The organism is Caloramator proteoclasticus DSM 10124 (assembly GCF_900129265.1).
GTDB lineage: Bacteria > Bacillota > Clostridia > Clostridiales > Caloramatoraceae > Thermobrachium > Thermobrachium proteoclasticum.
Genome location: NZ_FQVG01000055.1, coordinates 1 through 16991, shown reverse-complemented (window position 1 = coordinate 16991; position 16991 = coordinate 1). Strand labels below are relative to the sequence as shown.

General features: G+C 30.7%; 18 protein-coding genes and 1 pseudogene. All 19 read right to left on the bottom strand.

Annotated elements, in window-relative coordinates; translation table 11 throughout:
• Positions 1-209: pseudogene (locus BUB63_RS10960) on the bottom strand (IS21 family transposase); the annotation flags it as partial.
• A 277-nt stretch (positions 210-486) separates the two neighbouring features.
• Entirely contained in the window at positions 487-1122 is a 636-nt protein-coding gene (locus BUB63_RS10950; protein ID WP_027307422.1) for a thiamine diphosphokinase, read from the bottom strand.
• A gap of 4 nt (positions 1123-1126) precedes the next feature.
• The gene (rpe, locus tag BUB63_RS10945; RefSeq protein WP_027307421.1) at positions 1127-1774 is read right to left on the bottom strand and encodes a ribulose-phosphate 3-epimerase; all 648 of its coding nucleotides are present in this window, start codon (positions 1772-1774) and stop codon (positions 1127-1129) included.
• 2 nt (positions 1775-1776) lie between these two features.
• On the bottom strand, positions 1777-2652 hold the full coding sequence (rsgA, locus tag BUB63_RS10940; RefSeq protein ID WP_073249767.1) for a ribosome small subunit-dependent GTPase A: 876 nt from the start codon (positions 2650-2652) through the stop codon (positions 1777-1779).
• Between the two features lie 12 nt (positions 2653-2664).
• On the bottom strand, positions 2665-4335 hold the full coding sequence (locus BUB63_RS10935) for a protein kinase domain-containing protein (RefSeq protein ID WP_073249765.1): 1671 nt from the start codon (positions 4333-4335) through the stop codon (positions 2665-2667).
• Positions 4332-5054, bottom strand: coding sequence for a Stp1/IreP family PP2C-type Ser/Thr phosphatase (locus tag BUB63_RS10930; RefSeq protein WP_027307419.1), 723 nt, complete (start codon positions 5052-5054; stop codon positions 4332-4334). Before BUB63_RS10930 ends, BUB63_RS10935 begins: the two co-directional genes overlap by 4 nt.
• Positions 5055-5066: 12 nt before the next feature.
• The gene (gene rlmN, locus BUB63_RS10925; protein ID WP_073249763.1) at positions 5067-6092 is read right to left on the bottom strand and encodes a dual-specificity RNA methyltransferase RlmN; all 1026 of its coding nucleotides are present in this window, start codon (positions 6090-6092) and stop codon (positions 5067-5069) included.
• Between the two features lie 4 nt (positions 6093-6096).
• Entirely contained in the window at positions 6097-7425 is a 1329-nt protein-coding gene (gene rsmB, locus BUB63_RS10920; RefSeq protein WP_027307417.1) for a 16S rRNA (cytosine(967)-C(5))-methyltransferase RsmB, read from the bottom strand.
• Between the two features lie 57 nt (positions 7426-7482).
• Positions 7483-8166: a zinc metallopeptidase gene (locus BUB63_RS10915; protein ID WP_073249761.1), complete on the bottom strand. Its 684-nt coding sequence runs from the start codon at positions 8164-8166 to the stop codon at positions 7483-7485.
• Positions 8167-8176: 10 nt separating this feature from the next.
• Positions 8177-9106: a methionyl-tRNA formyltransferase gene (gene fmt / locus BUB63_RS10910; protein ID WP_073249759.1), complete on the bottom strand. Its 930-nt coding sequence runs from the start codon at positions 9104-9106 to the stop codon at positions 8177-8179.
• A gap of 4 nt (positions 9107-9110) precedes the next feature.
• Positions 9111-9560, bottom strand: a complete 450-nt coding sequence (gene def / locus BUB63_RS10905) for a peptide deformylase (protein WP_073249752.1) — start codon at positions 9558-9560, stop codon at positions 9111-9113.
• Positions 9561-9574: 14 nt separating this feature from the next.
• Entirely contained in the window at positions 9575-11977 is a 2403-nt protein-coding gene (gene priA / locus BUB63_RS10900; RefSeq protein WP_073249750.1) for a primosomal protein N', read from the bottom strand.
• Between the two features lie 126 nt (positions 11978-12103).
• Positions 12104-13282 (bottom strand): bifunctional phosphopantothenoylcysteine decarboxylase/phosphopantothenate--cysteine ligase CoaBC, encoded by a 1179-nt coding sequence (gene coaBC / locus BUB63_RS10895; protein WP_073249748.1) that lies wholly within the window; start codon positions 13280-13282, stop codon positions 12104-12106.
• Positions 13283-13295: 13 nt separating this feature from the next.
• Positions 13296-13520 carry a DNA-directed RNA polymerase subunit omega gene (gene rpoZ / locus BUB63_RS10890; RefSeq protein ID WP_027307411.1) on the bottom strand — a complete coding sequence of 75 codons (225 nt, stop codon included), beginning with the start codon at positions 13518-13520 and terminating at the stop codon, positions 13296-13298.
• A complete protein-coding gene (gene gmk / locus BUB63_RS10885) occupies positions 13513-14133 on the bottom strand; it encodes a guanylate kinase (RefSeq protein WP_027307410.1) in 621 nt (206 codons plus the stop codon). The genes rpoZ and gmk overlap by 8 nt, the downstream gene beginning before the upstream one ends.
• A gap of 15 nt (positions 14134-14148) precedes the next feature.
• Positions 14149-14424 carry an extracellular matrix/biofilm regulator RemA gene (gene remA, locus BUB63_RS10880; protein ID WP_027307409.1) on the bottom strand — a complete coding sequence of 92 codons (276 nt, stop codon included), beginning with the start codon at positions 14422-14424 and terminating at the stop codon, positions 14149-14151.
• Positions 14425-14435: 11 nt separating this feature from the next.
• Positions 14436-15314, bottom strand: coding sequence for a YicC/YloC family endoribonuclease (locus BUB63_RS10875; RefSeq protein ID WP_073249746.1), 879 nt, complete (start codon positions 15312-15314; stop codon positions 14436-14438).
• 119 nt (positions 15315-15433) lie between these two features.
• Positions 15434-16594: an aminotransferase class I/II-fold pyridoxal phosphate-dependent enzyme gene (locus BUB63_RS10870; protein ID WP_073249744.1), complete on the bottom strand. Its 1161-nt coding sequence runs from the start codon at positions 16592-16594 to the stop codon at positions 15434-15436.
• Positions 16595-16856: 262 nt separating this feature from the next.
• Positions 16857-16991, bottom strand: a 135-nt coding sequence (locus BUB63_RS13445) for a transposase (RefSeq protein WP_143290251.1), incomplete at its 5' end; no start/stop codon positions are given.

The following is a 16991-nucleotide window of genomic DNA, read 5'->3' as shown; positions in this document are numbered from 1 at the left end:
GTTCCTTTAATTGCAAGCTTCGCTTTTATTTCATCATAATATTTGTCCAATTTACTTGTTTTATTTTTAGTTTTTGGTTTTCCTTCATACCCTTCAAAATATTTCTTTACAGTTCTTCTATCCATTCCATATTCTCTTGCAAGTTCTGAAAAATTAGGCTTTAGTTCCATCGCTTTTAATATATTTAATTGAGCTATTATATTCATCATATTTGGTATCCCTCCCATTAAGAAGGATACCAAATACTTGTACAATTTTGTACATTTTTATTTTCCACTTTTCGTACATTTTGATTTTATCATTTACACAAATCCAAAGTGGCAGAAAAATCAATATTAATACTATACCTATTCCAATTAAAAAATATGAAATCAATCTTTTAAATTTATAATTCATATAAAAAACCCCATAATAGCTGCTTTATATTATTATATGCATCTACTATGGGATTTTTATATTTAAATTGAGACTATTTTTATAAAATAATTATATTAACTTTTGTTTTACAACTATAAGTATGCCTTCCTTTACCTTGATGGAGCAACTTTTTTCAATAAATTCATTTGAAACTCCTATTGATTGTCCCAGTCGAATATTGCCATCAACCAATTTATATTTTAAACCCTTTGTGGTTATACCCTTAACCTCTAAAGTTAAAGGTATTAACGATAATGTATCACCTATTTCTCCTTCTATCTGTAAATAATCATTACAAATATAAATATATGCTGAATCTGTTGCTATATACGCATCTACACCTTTACTTTTTATTTTGTATAATAAGCTTATGTTTATTAGACTATGGTCTATTCTTGAACCAATCCCGCTAATTATGCATATACTGTCTGCACCAGAGTCTATTGCATAATCAACACAAAGCTCAGTATCACTAAAATCCTTTTCCCTTGGATAGGAAACTATTTTAATTCCATTTTCTAAAAAATATTCATATACATTCTTATCAATAGAGTCTAAATCACCAATTATTATATCTGGCTTAATACCTATCTCCATAGCATAAATTGCCCCACCATCTGAACATATAATTAAATCTGCATCCTTAAATTCTCTTTTTAATACCTCTTTAGAATTGTAACCGTGTGCTATAACAAGAGCCTTCATTTTTTCACCACTTTTTAAATTCACTTGTTGTTTTTTTAATGTCATCTGATTCAAATATTGCAGATCCAGCTACTAATACATTAGCTCCAGCCTCAACAACCTCTCTAAAATTATCAAGTTTAATTCCTCCATCTACCTCAATATCTATATTAAGTCCTCTTGAGTGTATAGTGGTTTTTAGCTTTTTAATCTTTTCCACCATATTAGGGATAAATTTTTGTCCTCCAAATCCTGGATTAACAGTCATAATCAGTACCATATCAATATACTCTAATGAATAATCTAAAACATTAAGTGGAGTTGCGGGATTTAAAGCTACCCCAACTTTTTTGCCAAAGCTTTTTATATTTTGTATTGTTCTATTTAGATGTCTACAAGCCTCAGCGTGAACAGTTATTATATCTGCACCAGCCTTTGCAAAATCTTCAATATAATAATCAGGGTTTTCTATCATCAAATGAACATCAAATACTAAATTACTATTCTTTCTAATTGCCTTAACAACCGGTGCACCTATTGTAATATTAGGAACAAAATGACCATCCATTACATCAATATGAAGGTAATCTGCTCCTGCCTCCTCTACCTTTTTTATCTCTTCATAAAGCCTACTAAAATCTGCTGACAGAATTGATGGTGCAATCTTTATCATCATTAGTACCTCCTATTTTGTTGTAACTCAGTTAAGAACTTTATATAGTTATCGTATCTATCCTTTGATATTACACCTTCTTCAACCTTATTTTTAATCATACAATCTCGTTCTTTAAAATGAAGGCAAGATGTAAATCTACATTCTGAACTATATTCATTAAATTCTCTAAAATAGTTTTGAAGCTCTTCAATTTCAATAAAGGATAAATCTATTAATGAAAAACCTGGAGTGTCCACTAAATATGTGTTATCATCAATGTCAATTAATTCTGCATGCCTTGTAGTATGTTTGCCTCTACTTACCTTTTTACTTATTTCTCCTGTCTGCATAATTACCTTGTTTTGAACTTTATTAAATATTGTAGATTTACCAACACCTGAAGGACCTGCAAACACTGTTGTTTTATTTTTTAAAATCTTTTTTATTTCTTCAATTCCTTCTCCTGTTTTACCATTTGTTTTAATAACTTTATACCCTATACTGCTGTATATTTTACTTAAATAATCAAATTTATTATCTACATCAAGATCACATTTATTAAAACAAATAACAGCATCTATATTATTATATTCTGTAAGCACTAAAACTCTATCAAGAACCTCAAGGCTGATATCTGGATCCTTTAGTGCAAAAACTAAAATTGCTTGGTCTATATTACTTACTTGTGGCCTAATTAATTCATTCTTTCTTGGCAGAATGCTATCAATTACGCCTTTTTCATCATCTATTTTCTCAACAATAACGTTGTCTCCAACTATTGGAGACAACTTATCCCTTCTAAATTTTCCTCTTGCTTTGCACTCAACTATACTGCCATCATCTAATTTTACATAATAGAATCCTGCAATGCCCCTTACTATACGGCCTTGCTGCATCGTACAACCTCCCTATTGATTGTTTCCTGTGTTATTTTGTCCTTCTTGAGTTTGTTCAAGTTCTTTTTTATTAATAACAACATTTATCATAGTTCCTTCTTTGACAGTAACGCCTGCTGCCACATCTTGAGAGATTATAACATCCTCAATATATTTTGAATCATATCCATAGGTTATATTCCCTAAAACTAAGTTTGCTGCTTGAAGCTGTGCCTTTGCCTCTTCAATACTTCTGCCCAATAAGATTGGAACCTTTGTAAACTTTTCTTCCTTACCATCGCTTATTACTATATTTACTTCTGCACCCTCTATTATTTCAGTATTAGGCTTTGGGTCCTGATCCATTATTCTATTCTTTTCAACTTCATCGCTATATTTTCTTTCTATGCTTCCTCTTTTTAAACCATTATTTTTTAACAATATTTCTGCCTCAAGAAGATCAAGTCCCTTTAAATCTGGTACAATTACTTTTTTCTGTCCAGCACTTAGTTTAACTCTTATTGTCGAACCTTCCTTTACCTTTATTCCATCTTCAGGATACATCTTTATAATAGTGCCTTCAGGTTTATCACTGTATTCCTTACCTTCCACTTCAAGCTTTAATCTTAAAGGTTCAAGTTTTAATTTTGCTTCTTCCTCATTCAATCCAATTATGTTTGGAACTTCAACATCCTTTACAACAAAATTTTTACTTAGTATTATATATCCTGCTGTAAATAACACAACTAAAACTGATAATGTAATAAATAGAGGTTTAATTATGCTCTTTTTCTTTTTATTCTTTAATACCTTATCCACCTCTTTTACATCAATAATTCGGGTGGACTGTGTTTCATCAAAATTATTTATTACTGCATTAGGATTTTCTTTAACTTTAATAATATCGTCCACTAACTCTTTTGCACTTTGATATCTTTTAAACATATCCTTCTGTAGAGCTTTTTTAACTATATCATTTACAGTCTTTGGAATAGAAGTATCAATTGCGATAGGTTCTGTAATATCCTCCTGAATGTGTTTTATAGCAACTGATATGGGACTTTCTGCATCAAATGGCAGTCTTCCAGTTAACATCTCATACATAACAACACCAAGTGAATATATATCTGTTCTATGATCGCTAAAACCACCCTTTGCCTGTTCTGGTGACAGATAATGCACAGAACCTAAAACCTTATTAGTATTAGTAACTGTTGCTACTGTTGAAGCCCTTGCTATTCCAAAATCCGTCACTTTAATTGTTCCCTCTTCTGTAACTACTATATTGTGTGGTTTTATATCCCTATGAACAACCCCATTTTTATGGGCATTATCTAACGCCATAGCTATCTGTAGTGTTATATCTAAAACTCTTTTATAACCTATTTTCCCATTGCTTTTTATATATTCCTTAAGAGTCTGACCTTTTATATACTCCATTACAATATAATAAATGTTATCCTGTTCACCTACATCAAAAATTGATACAATGTTAGGATGAGTTAAGCTTGCTGCTGCTATAGATTCCCTCTTAAACTTCTTTACAAACTCTTCATCCTGTGTAAATTCCTGCTTTAAAATCTTAACTGCAACATATCTATTTAGGAGCTGATCTTTGGCTTTATAAACAATTGCCATTCCACCTTCACCAATCTGTTCCACAATTATATAACGTCCACCTAAGGTTGTACCTATTAAATTCATTTCCCCACCTCCTTTTGTGCAACAATAACTGAAATGTTATCTGCTCCACCACGTTCATTTGCAGTATCTATTAATGTTTTTATAGGATCCTTTTCCTTCAAAACAATCTCCTTTATCTCCTCTTCACTTATGTAATTTGTTAAACCATCAGTACATAGAAGTATTATTTCATTATCCTTTAATTCAAAATCAACTATATCAACCATAACGTACTCATCAACGCCTATTGCTCTTGTAATTAAATTCTTCTGAGGATGATTTACAGCCTCCTCCTTTGTAATAGTGCCTTTATTTATTAACTGCTGTACAAAGGAATGGTCCTCTGTAACCTTTATAATATAGTCATCTGTTATTCTATAGGCTCTTGAATCACCAACATGACCTATTATGGCCCTTTTATCAAGAAGTAAACAACAAGTAATCGTTGTTCCCATACCCCTTAAATTATCATTTTCCTTTGAAATCTTATATACAACACTGTTAGCATATACAATTGCATCTCTAACAAGTTCTAATTTATCTTCTGTTTTACTAAAATTATTAAAAATATATTCTTTTATTGTAGTTGAAGCAATTTCACTCGCAACTTCTCCTCCATTGTGTCCCCCCATTCCATCTGCTACAATCATAAGACTATAATTGGGGGATTTAAAAACAAGTACATAATCCTCATTTAACTCTCTTTTTTTACCAATATCTGTCTTGCAAAATATATACACAAAACCACCTCTTTAAATTTCTTGATACCTTCTTCTCAGCTGGCCACAAGCCGCATCAATATCAGTCCCCAATTCTCTCCTTATTGTAGTTTCTATTCCTCTACTCTCTAAAATATTCTTAAATTTAACTATTTTATCTTGATTAGACCTCTTTAAATCTCTTTCAGTTACGTCATTTATAGGTATCAAATTTACATGACACAAAAGCCCCTTTAATTTTCCCGCTAACTCTTCAGCATGTTCCCTTTCATCATTTACCCCATCTATCATCGTATATTCAAAGGTAATTCTCCTATCTGTCTTTTCAATATAATATCTGCAAGCATCTAATATTTGCTCTATAGAGTATCTATTTGCAATAGGCATAGTTTTTTTTCTTATTTCATCATTGGGTGCGTGAAGTGATATCGCAAGTGTTATTTGATAATTTAAATCTGCTAATCTTTTAATTTCTGGAACCAACCCACAAGTTGATATAGTTATATGCCTCATACCTATATGTAGCCCCTCTGGTTCCTTTAGAAGCTCTAAAAATTTTATAGTATTATCAAAATTATCAAGGGGTTCACCAACTCCCATTAATACAATATTTGATATCCTTTCTTTTATATCATTTTGAACCATTATAATTTGACCTATCATCTCCCCTGATGTTAAATTCCTAATCTTACCTCCAATTGTTGAAGCACAGAATTTACACCCCATACTACATCCAACCTGAGTTGAAATACATATTGAATTACCATAATTATACCTCATTAAAACACATTCAATCAAATTACCATCCAATAATTTTAATAAATATTTTACAGTTCCATCTACTTTAGATACTTGTTTTTTAACTATTTCCATATTTTTTATGTATGCTTTTTCTGACAGCTTTATCCTTAAATTCTTAGATAAATCTGTCATACTTTCAAAATCTTCAACACCCTTATGTATCCATTTAAATACCTGTTTAGCTCTAAACTTAGGTTCGCCTATCTCTTCTATGAAATTCTGCATCTCCTTTAGACTCAAACTCCTTAACTCTATCATAATATCACCTTATTCTTTTTAGTTTTGCTATAAAAAATCCATCCATCTTATGTACGTTTGGAAATATCTTCACATATTTCTTTTGTGTTTTTAGCTCTTGTGGTAAAAATTCATTTATATCCTCTAAAACAAAATTATCATTCTCCTTTAAAAACTCCTCAATTACCCACTCATTCTCCTGTAATGTTATTGTACAAGTACTATATACAATAAATCCATCCTTTTTCACATATTTTGCTGCATTGTTTAAAATACTTTTTTGTATTAGGGTTAACTTATTTATATCCTCCCTTTTTACATTATACTTTATTTCTGGTTTTTTTCTTAAAAGTCCAAGTCCAGAGCAAGGTGCATCAACCAAAACTCTATCTGCATAGTCAGTATACTCCTCCATAAAAATCTGTGCATCCTTTAATTTAGCATCTATAATATCTATACCTAATCTTCTTGAATTATCTTTAATCAATTTCAATTTATGTTCATGAATATCAAAGGCTGTTATCTCTCCCCTATTATTCATTAGCTGTGCAATATGCGTTGTTTTGCCACCTGGTGCACTGCATAAATCTAAAACCTTCATACCTTCTTTTACATCTAACACCCTACTTGGTAACATAGAACTTTCATCTTGTATTATAAAAAGCCCCTTATTAAACTCCTCTGATTTTTCTATATTAGAAAAATCTTCTAATATCAATGCCTCTTCAACCACACCATCATATACCTTTATTCCCTTTTGCTCTAATATATTCTTTAAATCTTCCTTTGAAATTTTTAAAGTATTAACTCTAATTGTTAAGTTTGGCGTAGTATTGTTAGCCTTTAGAAGCTCTTCCGTAAATTGTTCTTTAAATTCATCAATAAACATTTTTACCATCCACTCAGGATGTGAGTATTGTATTGATAATTTTTTTATCTTGTCCTTAACATTAATTTGATTAAATTGCTCCCTGTTTCTTAATATACTTCTTAAAACACCATTAACAAAGCCTGACGCCTTCTTTTCTTTTTGTTTTACTATCTCAACAGATTCATTTATTGCTGCATATTCTGGAACCTTATCCATAAAAAATATCTGATATACAGCAATCCTTATAGAATTGAGTACCCATTTTGTCATTTTACTTGTTTTTATATTAGAAAATTTATTTATAAAATAGTCTATTTTTATTAAGTTCCTCAAAGTACCATACACAATTTCAGAAGTAAATGCTCTATCTATAGGTTTCATATCATATTTTTTAAAATAATAATTTAGCTTTATATTAGAAAATGCTCCCTCTTCAATATCACACAGTGTTTTTACTGCAACGTATCGTGCCAAATCCTTCATAATTAACCTCCAAATCTGTAATATAAAATTATGAAGGAAGTTTAACCTCCTTCATAATTAGTCACGGGAATCACGAGTCAATACAATTAGTCTTAAAAGTTGAGAAATAGCCATAAGAGTTGCTGCAACATAAGTTAGTGCTGCTGCACTAAGTACCTTTTTTGCTTTATAAAGCTCTTCTTTATATAAAATATTATAATTATCAAGCTGATTTAAAGCTCTTGAACTTGCATTAAATTCTACTGGCAATGTTATAACTTGAAACAAAACAACGGCTGTAAAGAGCAAAATTCCAAGGTTTATTAGACCTGCACTACTTAAAAAAATTCCTAAAAGAATTAAAACCCAAGATAGGTTGGAACCAATATTTGCAACTGGAACTAACGCATTCCTAAATATAAGTGGTGCATAACCTCTATTATGCTGTAGTGCGTGGCCTGCTTCGTGGGCTGCAACTCCTATTGCTGCAATTGAAGAACTATGAAATACGCCTTGGGATAATCTTAGCACTCTATCCCTGGGATCATAGTGATCCGTTAAATTTCCAGGTATCATCTCTATTGCAACATCATATAACCCATTGTAATCAAGTATCCTTCTTGCTGCCTCTGCACCTGTTAAACCTGATAAAGAATACTCTCTTGAATACCTCGAATAAGTAGACTGTATTTTTGCTTGTGCATAAAGCGAAAGCAATATGGCAGGTATTAAAATGACAAAAGTACTATCATAATAAAACATAAAATCACCCCTATTTTAATAACTTTCCAGCCTCAAGACTATTACCATTTAAAAATGTTGCAATATCCATTCTCTTACTTCCCTGCTTCTGTATTTCCTTCAATACTATTATACCCTCTCTGCAGGTTATTTTAACCCCATCTTTACTTACATCTACTATTTTACCAGCCACATCATTTTTTCCACCTTCTATTAATTCGCATCTCCAAACCTTAATCATTATATCATCATAATAAAAATATGCACTTGGCCAAGGAGTAACCCCTCTAATTAAGTTAAATACATCTCTTGCATTTTTATCCCAATTAATGTGCCCAAGCTCCTTATCCATCATTGGAGCATAGGTAGCCTTAGAATCATCCTGTTTTTCTGGTGTTATATCACCTTTTTCTATTTTTTCCAAAGTTTCGATTAAAAGTTCAGCACCTACAATCATAAGCTTATCATGTATAGAACCTGCAGTATCTGTATCTAAAATTTCAACCTCTCTTTTAAGAAGCATATCCCCTGTATCAAGTCCAACATCCATCATCATCGTTGTAACACCTGTAATTCTATTTCCATTGATTATAGACCAATTTATAGGTGCTGCACCCCTAAGTTCCGGTAAAAGTGATGCATGTACATTTATACATCCATACTTTGGTATATCAAGAACTTCTTTTGGAAGTATTTGACCATAAGCTACAACCACACAAACATCTGGATTCAAGTTCTTAAGTTCTTCAATATATTCTACTTCTTTTCTTATTTTACTTGGTTGATAAACAGGTATATTATGTTCTAATGCAACCTCTTTTACGGGTGAATATTGAACCTTTTGTCCTCTTCCCTTTGGTTTATCTGGTTGAGTAAATACAGCTATAACTTCGTGTTTTTCTATTAATTTTTTTAAAGTAGGAACTGCAAAATCTGGAGTTCCCATAAATACAACCTTCATTTAATCACTCTCCCTGCTCAATTATTTTGTCAATAAACAATACTCCATTTAAATGGTCAATCTCGTGGCAAAATGCACGTGCTAAAAGTTCTTCACCTTCTTCTATAAACTCATTTCCATTTATATCCTGAGCTTTTACTTTAACTTTATAAGGTCTTTTTACTGGACCTCTTCTATTTGGCACACTTAAACACCCCTCATCGTCTATTTGTTCTCCCTCTTCATAGATTATCTCTGGATTAATATATGCCTTTGGTCCATCACCTACATCAATTACTATAACCCTTTTTAATATACCAACCTGTGGTGCTGCCAATCCAACACCATCTGCTTCATACATAGTATCTATCATATCCTCCACCAAAATCTTTAACCTTTTATCAAACTTAACTACAGGTTTGCTTATCTTTCTTAAAACGTCATCTCCTACTTTTCTAATTTGTCTTAATGCCATTTTATATCACTCCTTTAAATTAAGCTATATGGATTTAAATCAATCGAATATTTAACTGATGTTGCTCTTGTTTTATCATATATTATTTTATCAATAATATCTATATAATCAACTATACATCCCTTAATCATCATATTCCATCTGAACGTATTTTTAATTTTTGAAATAAAATTAGGAGTTGGACCAAGTATTGTAAAATCACTTGGAATAACCCTTTTTACCTCTTGTTCTATTTCTTTGCATATTTTTATTAGCTCTTCTTCATTATTAGATGTAAAAAGAAAATATGTTAAATCTGTGAAGGGAGGGTTATTTAGAAATCTTCTAATTTCAATCTCCTTTTTATAGAATTCATTATAATTTTGTGTTGCTGCAAGTTGTATGCTGTAATGTTCAGGCTCATAGGTTTGAATAACAACTTTTCCCTTATCATATCCTCTACCTGCCCTTCCTGCTACTTGAACAAGAAGTTGAAATGTTCTTTCTGCTGCTCTAAAATCAGGAAGATTAAGCATTGTATCTGCTGCAACAACTCCAACTAAAGTTACATTTTTAAAATCCATACCCTTGCTTATCATCTGAGTTCCTATCAATATATCTGCCTTATGTTCCTTAAAAAGTCTATATAACCTTTCGTGTTCTCCCTTTTTTCTTGTTGTATCCATATCCATTCTAATTACACGTGCTGAAGGAAATAATCTCTTAACTTCCTGTTCAATTTTTTCTGTACCTGCACCAAAATGCTTAATGTACTTACTTTTACATTTAGGACAAAGTTTTGGTATATGCATCGTCTGGCCACAATAATGACACTCAAGTGTATTTGTAGAGATATGGTATGTCATTGCCACATCACAATTTGAACACTTACACACATAGCCACACTCTCTACAGGAAACAAAGGTAGAATAACCTCTTCTATTTAAAAATAAAATGGTCTGTTTATTATTTTTTAAATTTTCTTCAATAGAGCTATATAATTCTCTGCTAAATATTGACCTATTTCCCGTAATTAATTCCTGACGCATATCTACTATATGTACATCAGGTAAAGTTGAACCGCTTACTCTTTCATCTATTTCTATCAGATTATAAATTCCCCTACTAACATTATAATAGCTCTCAATTGAAGGAGTAGCAGAACCTAAAACTAAAAGACCATCAATTAAATTGACTCTTTGTTCTGCAACCTCGCGTGTTAAATATTTTGGGTTTTGTTCTGACTTATAGGAATACTCATGCTCTTCATCAATTATTATCAGCTTTAAATTTTCAACTGGTGCAAACACAGCAGATCTTGCACCAACTACAATTTTTGCCTCTCCTCGGCTTATTCTTCTCCATTCATCATATCTTTCTCCATCTGATAGCCTACTATGAAGTATTGCCACCTTATCCTTAAATCTACCTTTAAATCGCTCAACGGTTTGAGGTGTTAATGATATTTCAGGTACTAAAACTATTGCCCCATAATTTAAATTAATAAAGTATTCAACTAAATTAAGATAAATTTCTGTCTTACCACAACCTGTAACACCTCTTATTAAAGAAACCCTTCTACCTTCTCTATATTCATTTAATATGGACTCAAATGCCTTCCTTTGAATATGAGATAAGATGTGTTTAGGATAATTGGCATATTCTGTTGCAACCTCTCTATATACTTCCCTTTCAAATATTTCAATTACACCTTTTTCTTCTAATGATTTAATTGTAACTCTTGAGCAACCTAATATATCGATAAGTTGAGATAACAGAATTTCATTTATATTATTATTTAAAAAATACTCTATAATATTTCTTTGTTGCTTTAATTTTTTATTATTTAATAATTCTATTGCCTTTTTATTGTCTTTAAGTCTTACTAATTGCACTGTTTTTTTATTTAAATTTTGTTTTGTTTCTATTTTTAAATCTATAATACCCCTGTTTCTCATACTTATTAAATCTGCTCTTTTTATATTAATTGACTTTAAATCAATTTTAAGATATTTATCTTTATTTAACATTGATAAAAACTGCTTTTCTTTTTTAGAACATATACTACAATCTTCTGTAATTATCTTTGCTTCAATACACTCTGAAATTCCCATTTTAGGTGGAAGAATAGAATAGATTGCTTCACTTAATGTACACACATATTTTTTCTTCATAAAATACGCAAGTTTAATCAAATCCTGAGGTAAAATAAATTCCTCATCGATAATATCATAAATCTCTTTATATTTAATTTCTTCTTCACTTTTTTCATTTATCTCTAGGACAACACCCTGGATAAGCTTATTTGATGCTCCAAAGGGTACGATTACCCTCATACCTATTTTTATACTCTCCTTCAAACTATCTGGCACAGAATAGTCAAAAAGCCTATCAATTTCTTTAGAAGGATTATCAATACATACAGATGCTATTATCATATATTATCCTCCACATCATAAAAAGCTCCTCTTTTATAAAAGAAGATTATATAGCTATAAATAATTTATATCTTCATCATTAGTTATAAGTACAAAAAAAGAGCAGAAGTGCTCTTTTTTTTCTGCTTATTTAACTAATAAATTAAGAATGGTGTGTGCTACATCTAATTTTGACATATTTGGGTAGTCCTTTACATTCCCAAACTTGTCTATAATTTTTATAGTATTTGTATCTGTTCCAAAACCACTATCCTTTTGACTTACATCATTTGCTATAATATAATCTAAATTTTTCTTTTTAATTTTCTTTGTTGCATTTTCTAAAACATCATTTGTTTCAGCTGCAAAACCTATTACAACTTGTCTTGATTTTTTTTCTTTAATTTCATATAATATATCCTTATTTCTGGTAAGTTCTATTTTTAGATCATCATCTGATTTTTTTATTTTTATATTACTTTTTTCTTTAGGTCTATAATCTGCAACAGCTGCCGACATAATCAAAACATCACATTTATCAAATCTATCACTAACAGCTCTATACATATCCTCAGCACTATATACGTTTACAACATCTATAAAGGATGGTGGGGTTAAATCTGTTGGACCTGTAATAAGTGTTACATTTGCTCCTCTATCCCTTGCCGCCTTTGCTATAGCATAGCCCATCTTCCCTGTGGACCTATTTGTAATAAACCTAACAGGATCAATATCCTCCCTTGTAGGCCCTGCTGTTATCAAAATATTTTTACCTACTAAATCCTTCTCTTTATAAAGGAGCATTTCAATATATTCTACTATTTTTTCTGGTTCTGCAAGCTTGCCCTTTCCAACTGCTCCACAAGCAAGTCTACCTGACTCAGGTTCTATAAAATAATAGCCCATAGACTTTAAAAATTCTATGTTTCTTTGAACTATTTTATTTTCATACATATTGGTATTCATTGCTGGTGCTATTAAAACTGGAGCTTTTGTTGCCATAACAGTTGTTGTCAGCATATCATCTGCAATTCCATTTGCTATCTTACCTATAACATTTGCTGTTGCTGGTGCTATTACAAAAACATCTGCCTTTTCAGCAAGTGAAATATGTTCTACCTCCCAAGTTTTCGGATCTTCGAACATATCAACCACAACATAATTTTGACTTAACGATTGAAAACTAAGGGGTGCAACAAATTCGGTTGCTGATTCTGTCATAATTACATATACGTTTATACCCTTTTTTTTCAGCCTGCTTACAATATCTAAAGCCTTATAGCAGGCTATTCCACCAGATACCCCTATTACAACATTTTTTGACATATAAACACCTCAATTATTTTATACCTGATTTTAAGCTCTCATACTTAATTTTTCCTTCATTAATTTCATTTATTGCAATGGTAACAGGCTTGTTTGAATTTACTTTAACAAGAGGTTCCGCTTTATCAATTAGCTGTCTTGCACGTCTTGCTGTAACTACTACAAGTGAATATCTATCGCTAACCTTTTGTAATAGTGAAACAATTGATGGATTAATCATATTAGTATTATTAGTCATTTAAGAATCCCTCCTGCAAAAATATATAGTTTCCCTTTAACCTATCAACTCTACACTTTTCTGCTATAATTATCGCTTCAAGTCTTTCAACTGCATCTTCTACTACATCATTTACAATTACATAATTATAATTTGCAACATAATTAATCTCTTGAAAAGCTGATTTAAAACGCTTTAAAAGAGATTCTTCTGTTTCTGAACCCCTCTTTTTTATTCTATTTTTTAATTCCTCCATTGAAGGTGGCATGATAAACACAAATACACCTTCTGGATATTTTTCTTTAACCTTAAGTGCACCTTGTATATCTATTTCTAATATTATATCATTTCCTTCATTTAATATACGTTCAACATTTTCTCTTGGAGTTCCATAATAATTATCATAAACTTCTGCATATTCTAAGAACTCATCCTTATCAATCATCTGTTTAAATTTATCCTTTGAGATAAAGTAATAATTTATTCCCTCTACTTCATTTTGTCTTGGACTTCTTGTAGTACAAGACACTGATAATTTTATTTCTGGATGCTTTTCCAAAAGTGCTCTGCAGATTGTTCCCTTACCTGCACCTGATGGCCCAGAAATAACAATTAAAAGTCCTTTATTTTTCATAGCATTACCCTTCCTTTATTCTTCTGATTCTTCTATTACATCTACTTCTTCTTTTGTTGATAATCTATGTGCAACAGTTTCTGGCTGTACTGCTGATAATATAACGTGGTCACTATCTGTGATGATAACTGCTCTGGTTCTTCTTCCATATGTAGCATCAATTAGCATTCCTCTATCTCTTGCCTCTTGAATTATTCTTTTAATAGGTGCTGACTCTGGACTTACAATTGCAATGATTCTATTTGCTGATACAATATTACCAAAACCAATGTTTATTAATTTTATTGCCATTATTGTTCCTCCTATTCAATATTTTGTATTTGTTCTCTAATTTTTTCTATTTCACTTTTAATTTCAACTACAATGTTTGTAATAGTAAGATCATTTGATTTTGAACCTATTGTATTTGTCTCTCTATTCATCTCCTGAACTAAGAAATCAAGCTTTTTACCTATAGGTTCATCGGAATTTAAGCTTTCCTTAAATTGCTTAACGTGACTTCTTAATCTAACTATTTCCTCTGTTATATTACACTTGTCTGCAAAAAATGCAACTTCATTCAAAAGCCTTGCCTCATCAACCTCAATATCCTTTAAAAAATCAGAAATTCTTTGATATATTTTTTCCCTATATTCTTCAACCACCAAGTCTGATCTTTCATCAATTTTATTTACTAATTCAGCTATTTTATCACATCTTGTTATTAAATCCTCGCTTAATTTTATACCTTCTTTTTGTCTCATGTCAATAAACATATTTAATGCATTTTCTAAAGCATTGCTTAGAACCTGCCAAATTTCTTCAGTAACCTCTTCCTTCTTTTCAATACTCAACACATCTTGAAATTTTGACAGCCTTGAAACTGTTATATCATTCTCTAAATTTAATTTTTCGCTCATAATATGGAAGGCATCACAATAGGCCTTTGCTATATTTTCATCAAGCTTTACCTCTATGTCATCCTTGCTGAATCTATCCTGTGATATGTAAACATCAATTTTACCTCTTGATATATATGAGGATATAAATTTTCTAATTTTATCTTCAAGAGACATTAAATGTTTAGGATATCTAATATTAATATCTAAATATCTGTTATTTACAGATTTTAATTCTACAGTAAACGCTCTGTTGTTTATTTCAGAATACCCTCTCCCGTATCCTGTCATACTCTTTACCACAATTTCACCTTCTAACCTTTAATCTTTATTTTTTTCATTCTTTCTTATTATATCTAATGTATACATAATTTTTCAAGATTATTTTATAAATCTCCTCCATAAATTATGGAGGAGATTTATTAAAAATCTATCGCTTTTATATTGTCCATAGCTTCCCTTAAGTCTAAACTATTACAGGTTAATGATATTCTAACAAATCCTTCTCCTCTATCACCAAATGCATTTCCAGGTGTAATTAAAACGTGGGCCTTTTCCAATAGCATTGTACAAAATTCTTCTGATTTATAATTGTCTGGTATTTTAAACCAAACATAGAAGGTTCCCTCCGAATCAAACACTGTTAAATTCTTAGATCTTAGAGTATCTACTACTATTTTTCTTCTTTCTCTATATATATCGTTAATAAAATCTACATATACATCAGAAAAATCAAGTGCAAAGGCAGCTGTCCTCTGTATTGGAATAAACTGACCAGAATCAAAATTGGATTTAACTGAAACAATTTTGCTTATTGCCTCTTTATTACCAACAACATATCCAATTCTCCAACCAGTCATACTAAACAACTTAGAAAGACTACCAAATTCTATAGCTATGTCCTTTGCTCCAGCAACCTGTAATATACTTAGAGGCTTTTGTGCATTTGATAGAATTTCAACATAGGCAGCATCATTTGCTATTAATATATCATTTTCTTTTCCAAATTTAATTAATTTTGTAAAAAAATCAATGTTTGAAACTGCACCTGTTGGATTGTTAGGATAATTGGTAACAAGAAGCTTTGCCTTCCTTTTTACTTCTTCATATATATTTTCTAATCTTGGCAAATATTTATCTTCATACGTTAAAGGCATTGTATATACATTACATCCTGCAATATATGCACTTGCTCTATAAACAGGATATGCAGGATCAGGTATAATAACATAATCATCTATATCTGTAAGTGCAAGAAACATATGTGCTATTCCTTCTTTAGAGCCTATAAGCACAGCAACTTCATCCTTATAATCTAAATCCACATTAAACCTTCTTTTGTAATAATTAGCTATAGACATTTTAAGTTCCTCTATACCATCATATGGTGGGTATTTGTGATAGTTAGGATATTTTAATGCTTCAGTTAAATAATCTACTATAAATTCTGGGGTTTCTATATCAGGATCACCTATGCTTAAATCTATCACTTTTATTCCCTTTGCATTATAGCTTGTTTTTAATTCATCGAGTCTTGAAAAAATATACTTTGGAACCCTATTTAATCTGTTAGACAATTTCAAACCGTCTCTCTCCTAAAATTACTTTAACCTGAATTATTCACCAACCAAAAATTAAACTGAAAAATATTTATAAGAAATCTTAGCCTGAATTATTCACCAACCAAAAATTAAACTGAAAAATATTTATAAGAAATCTTAGTATAATTGTTATATGAATAAAATTTTCATAAATTACAGATATTTACATTAAAGAAGAATAGATTTCACCTATAGTATAAAATTTTACTTTTTGAACTTATCAAAGAACAATAATAAAAGAATTTCATTCTAACTTGTGAATATTTGCTACAATCTCATAAAAATCATTTTTATATGCGTAGCTACTGCAAAGCTTAAATATTATGTAGCGACTACTTCTTACTATTCTTGAGGCTATTTTCATTAGTTTAAGCCTTAT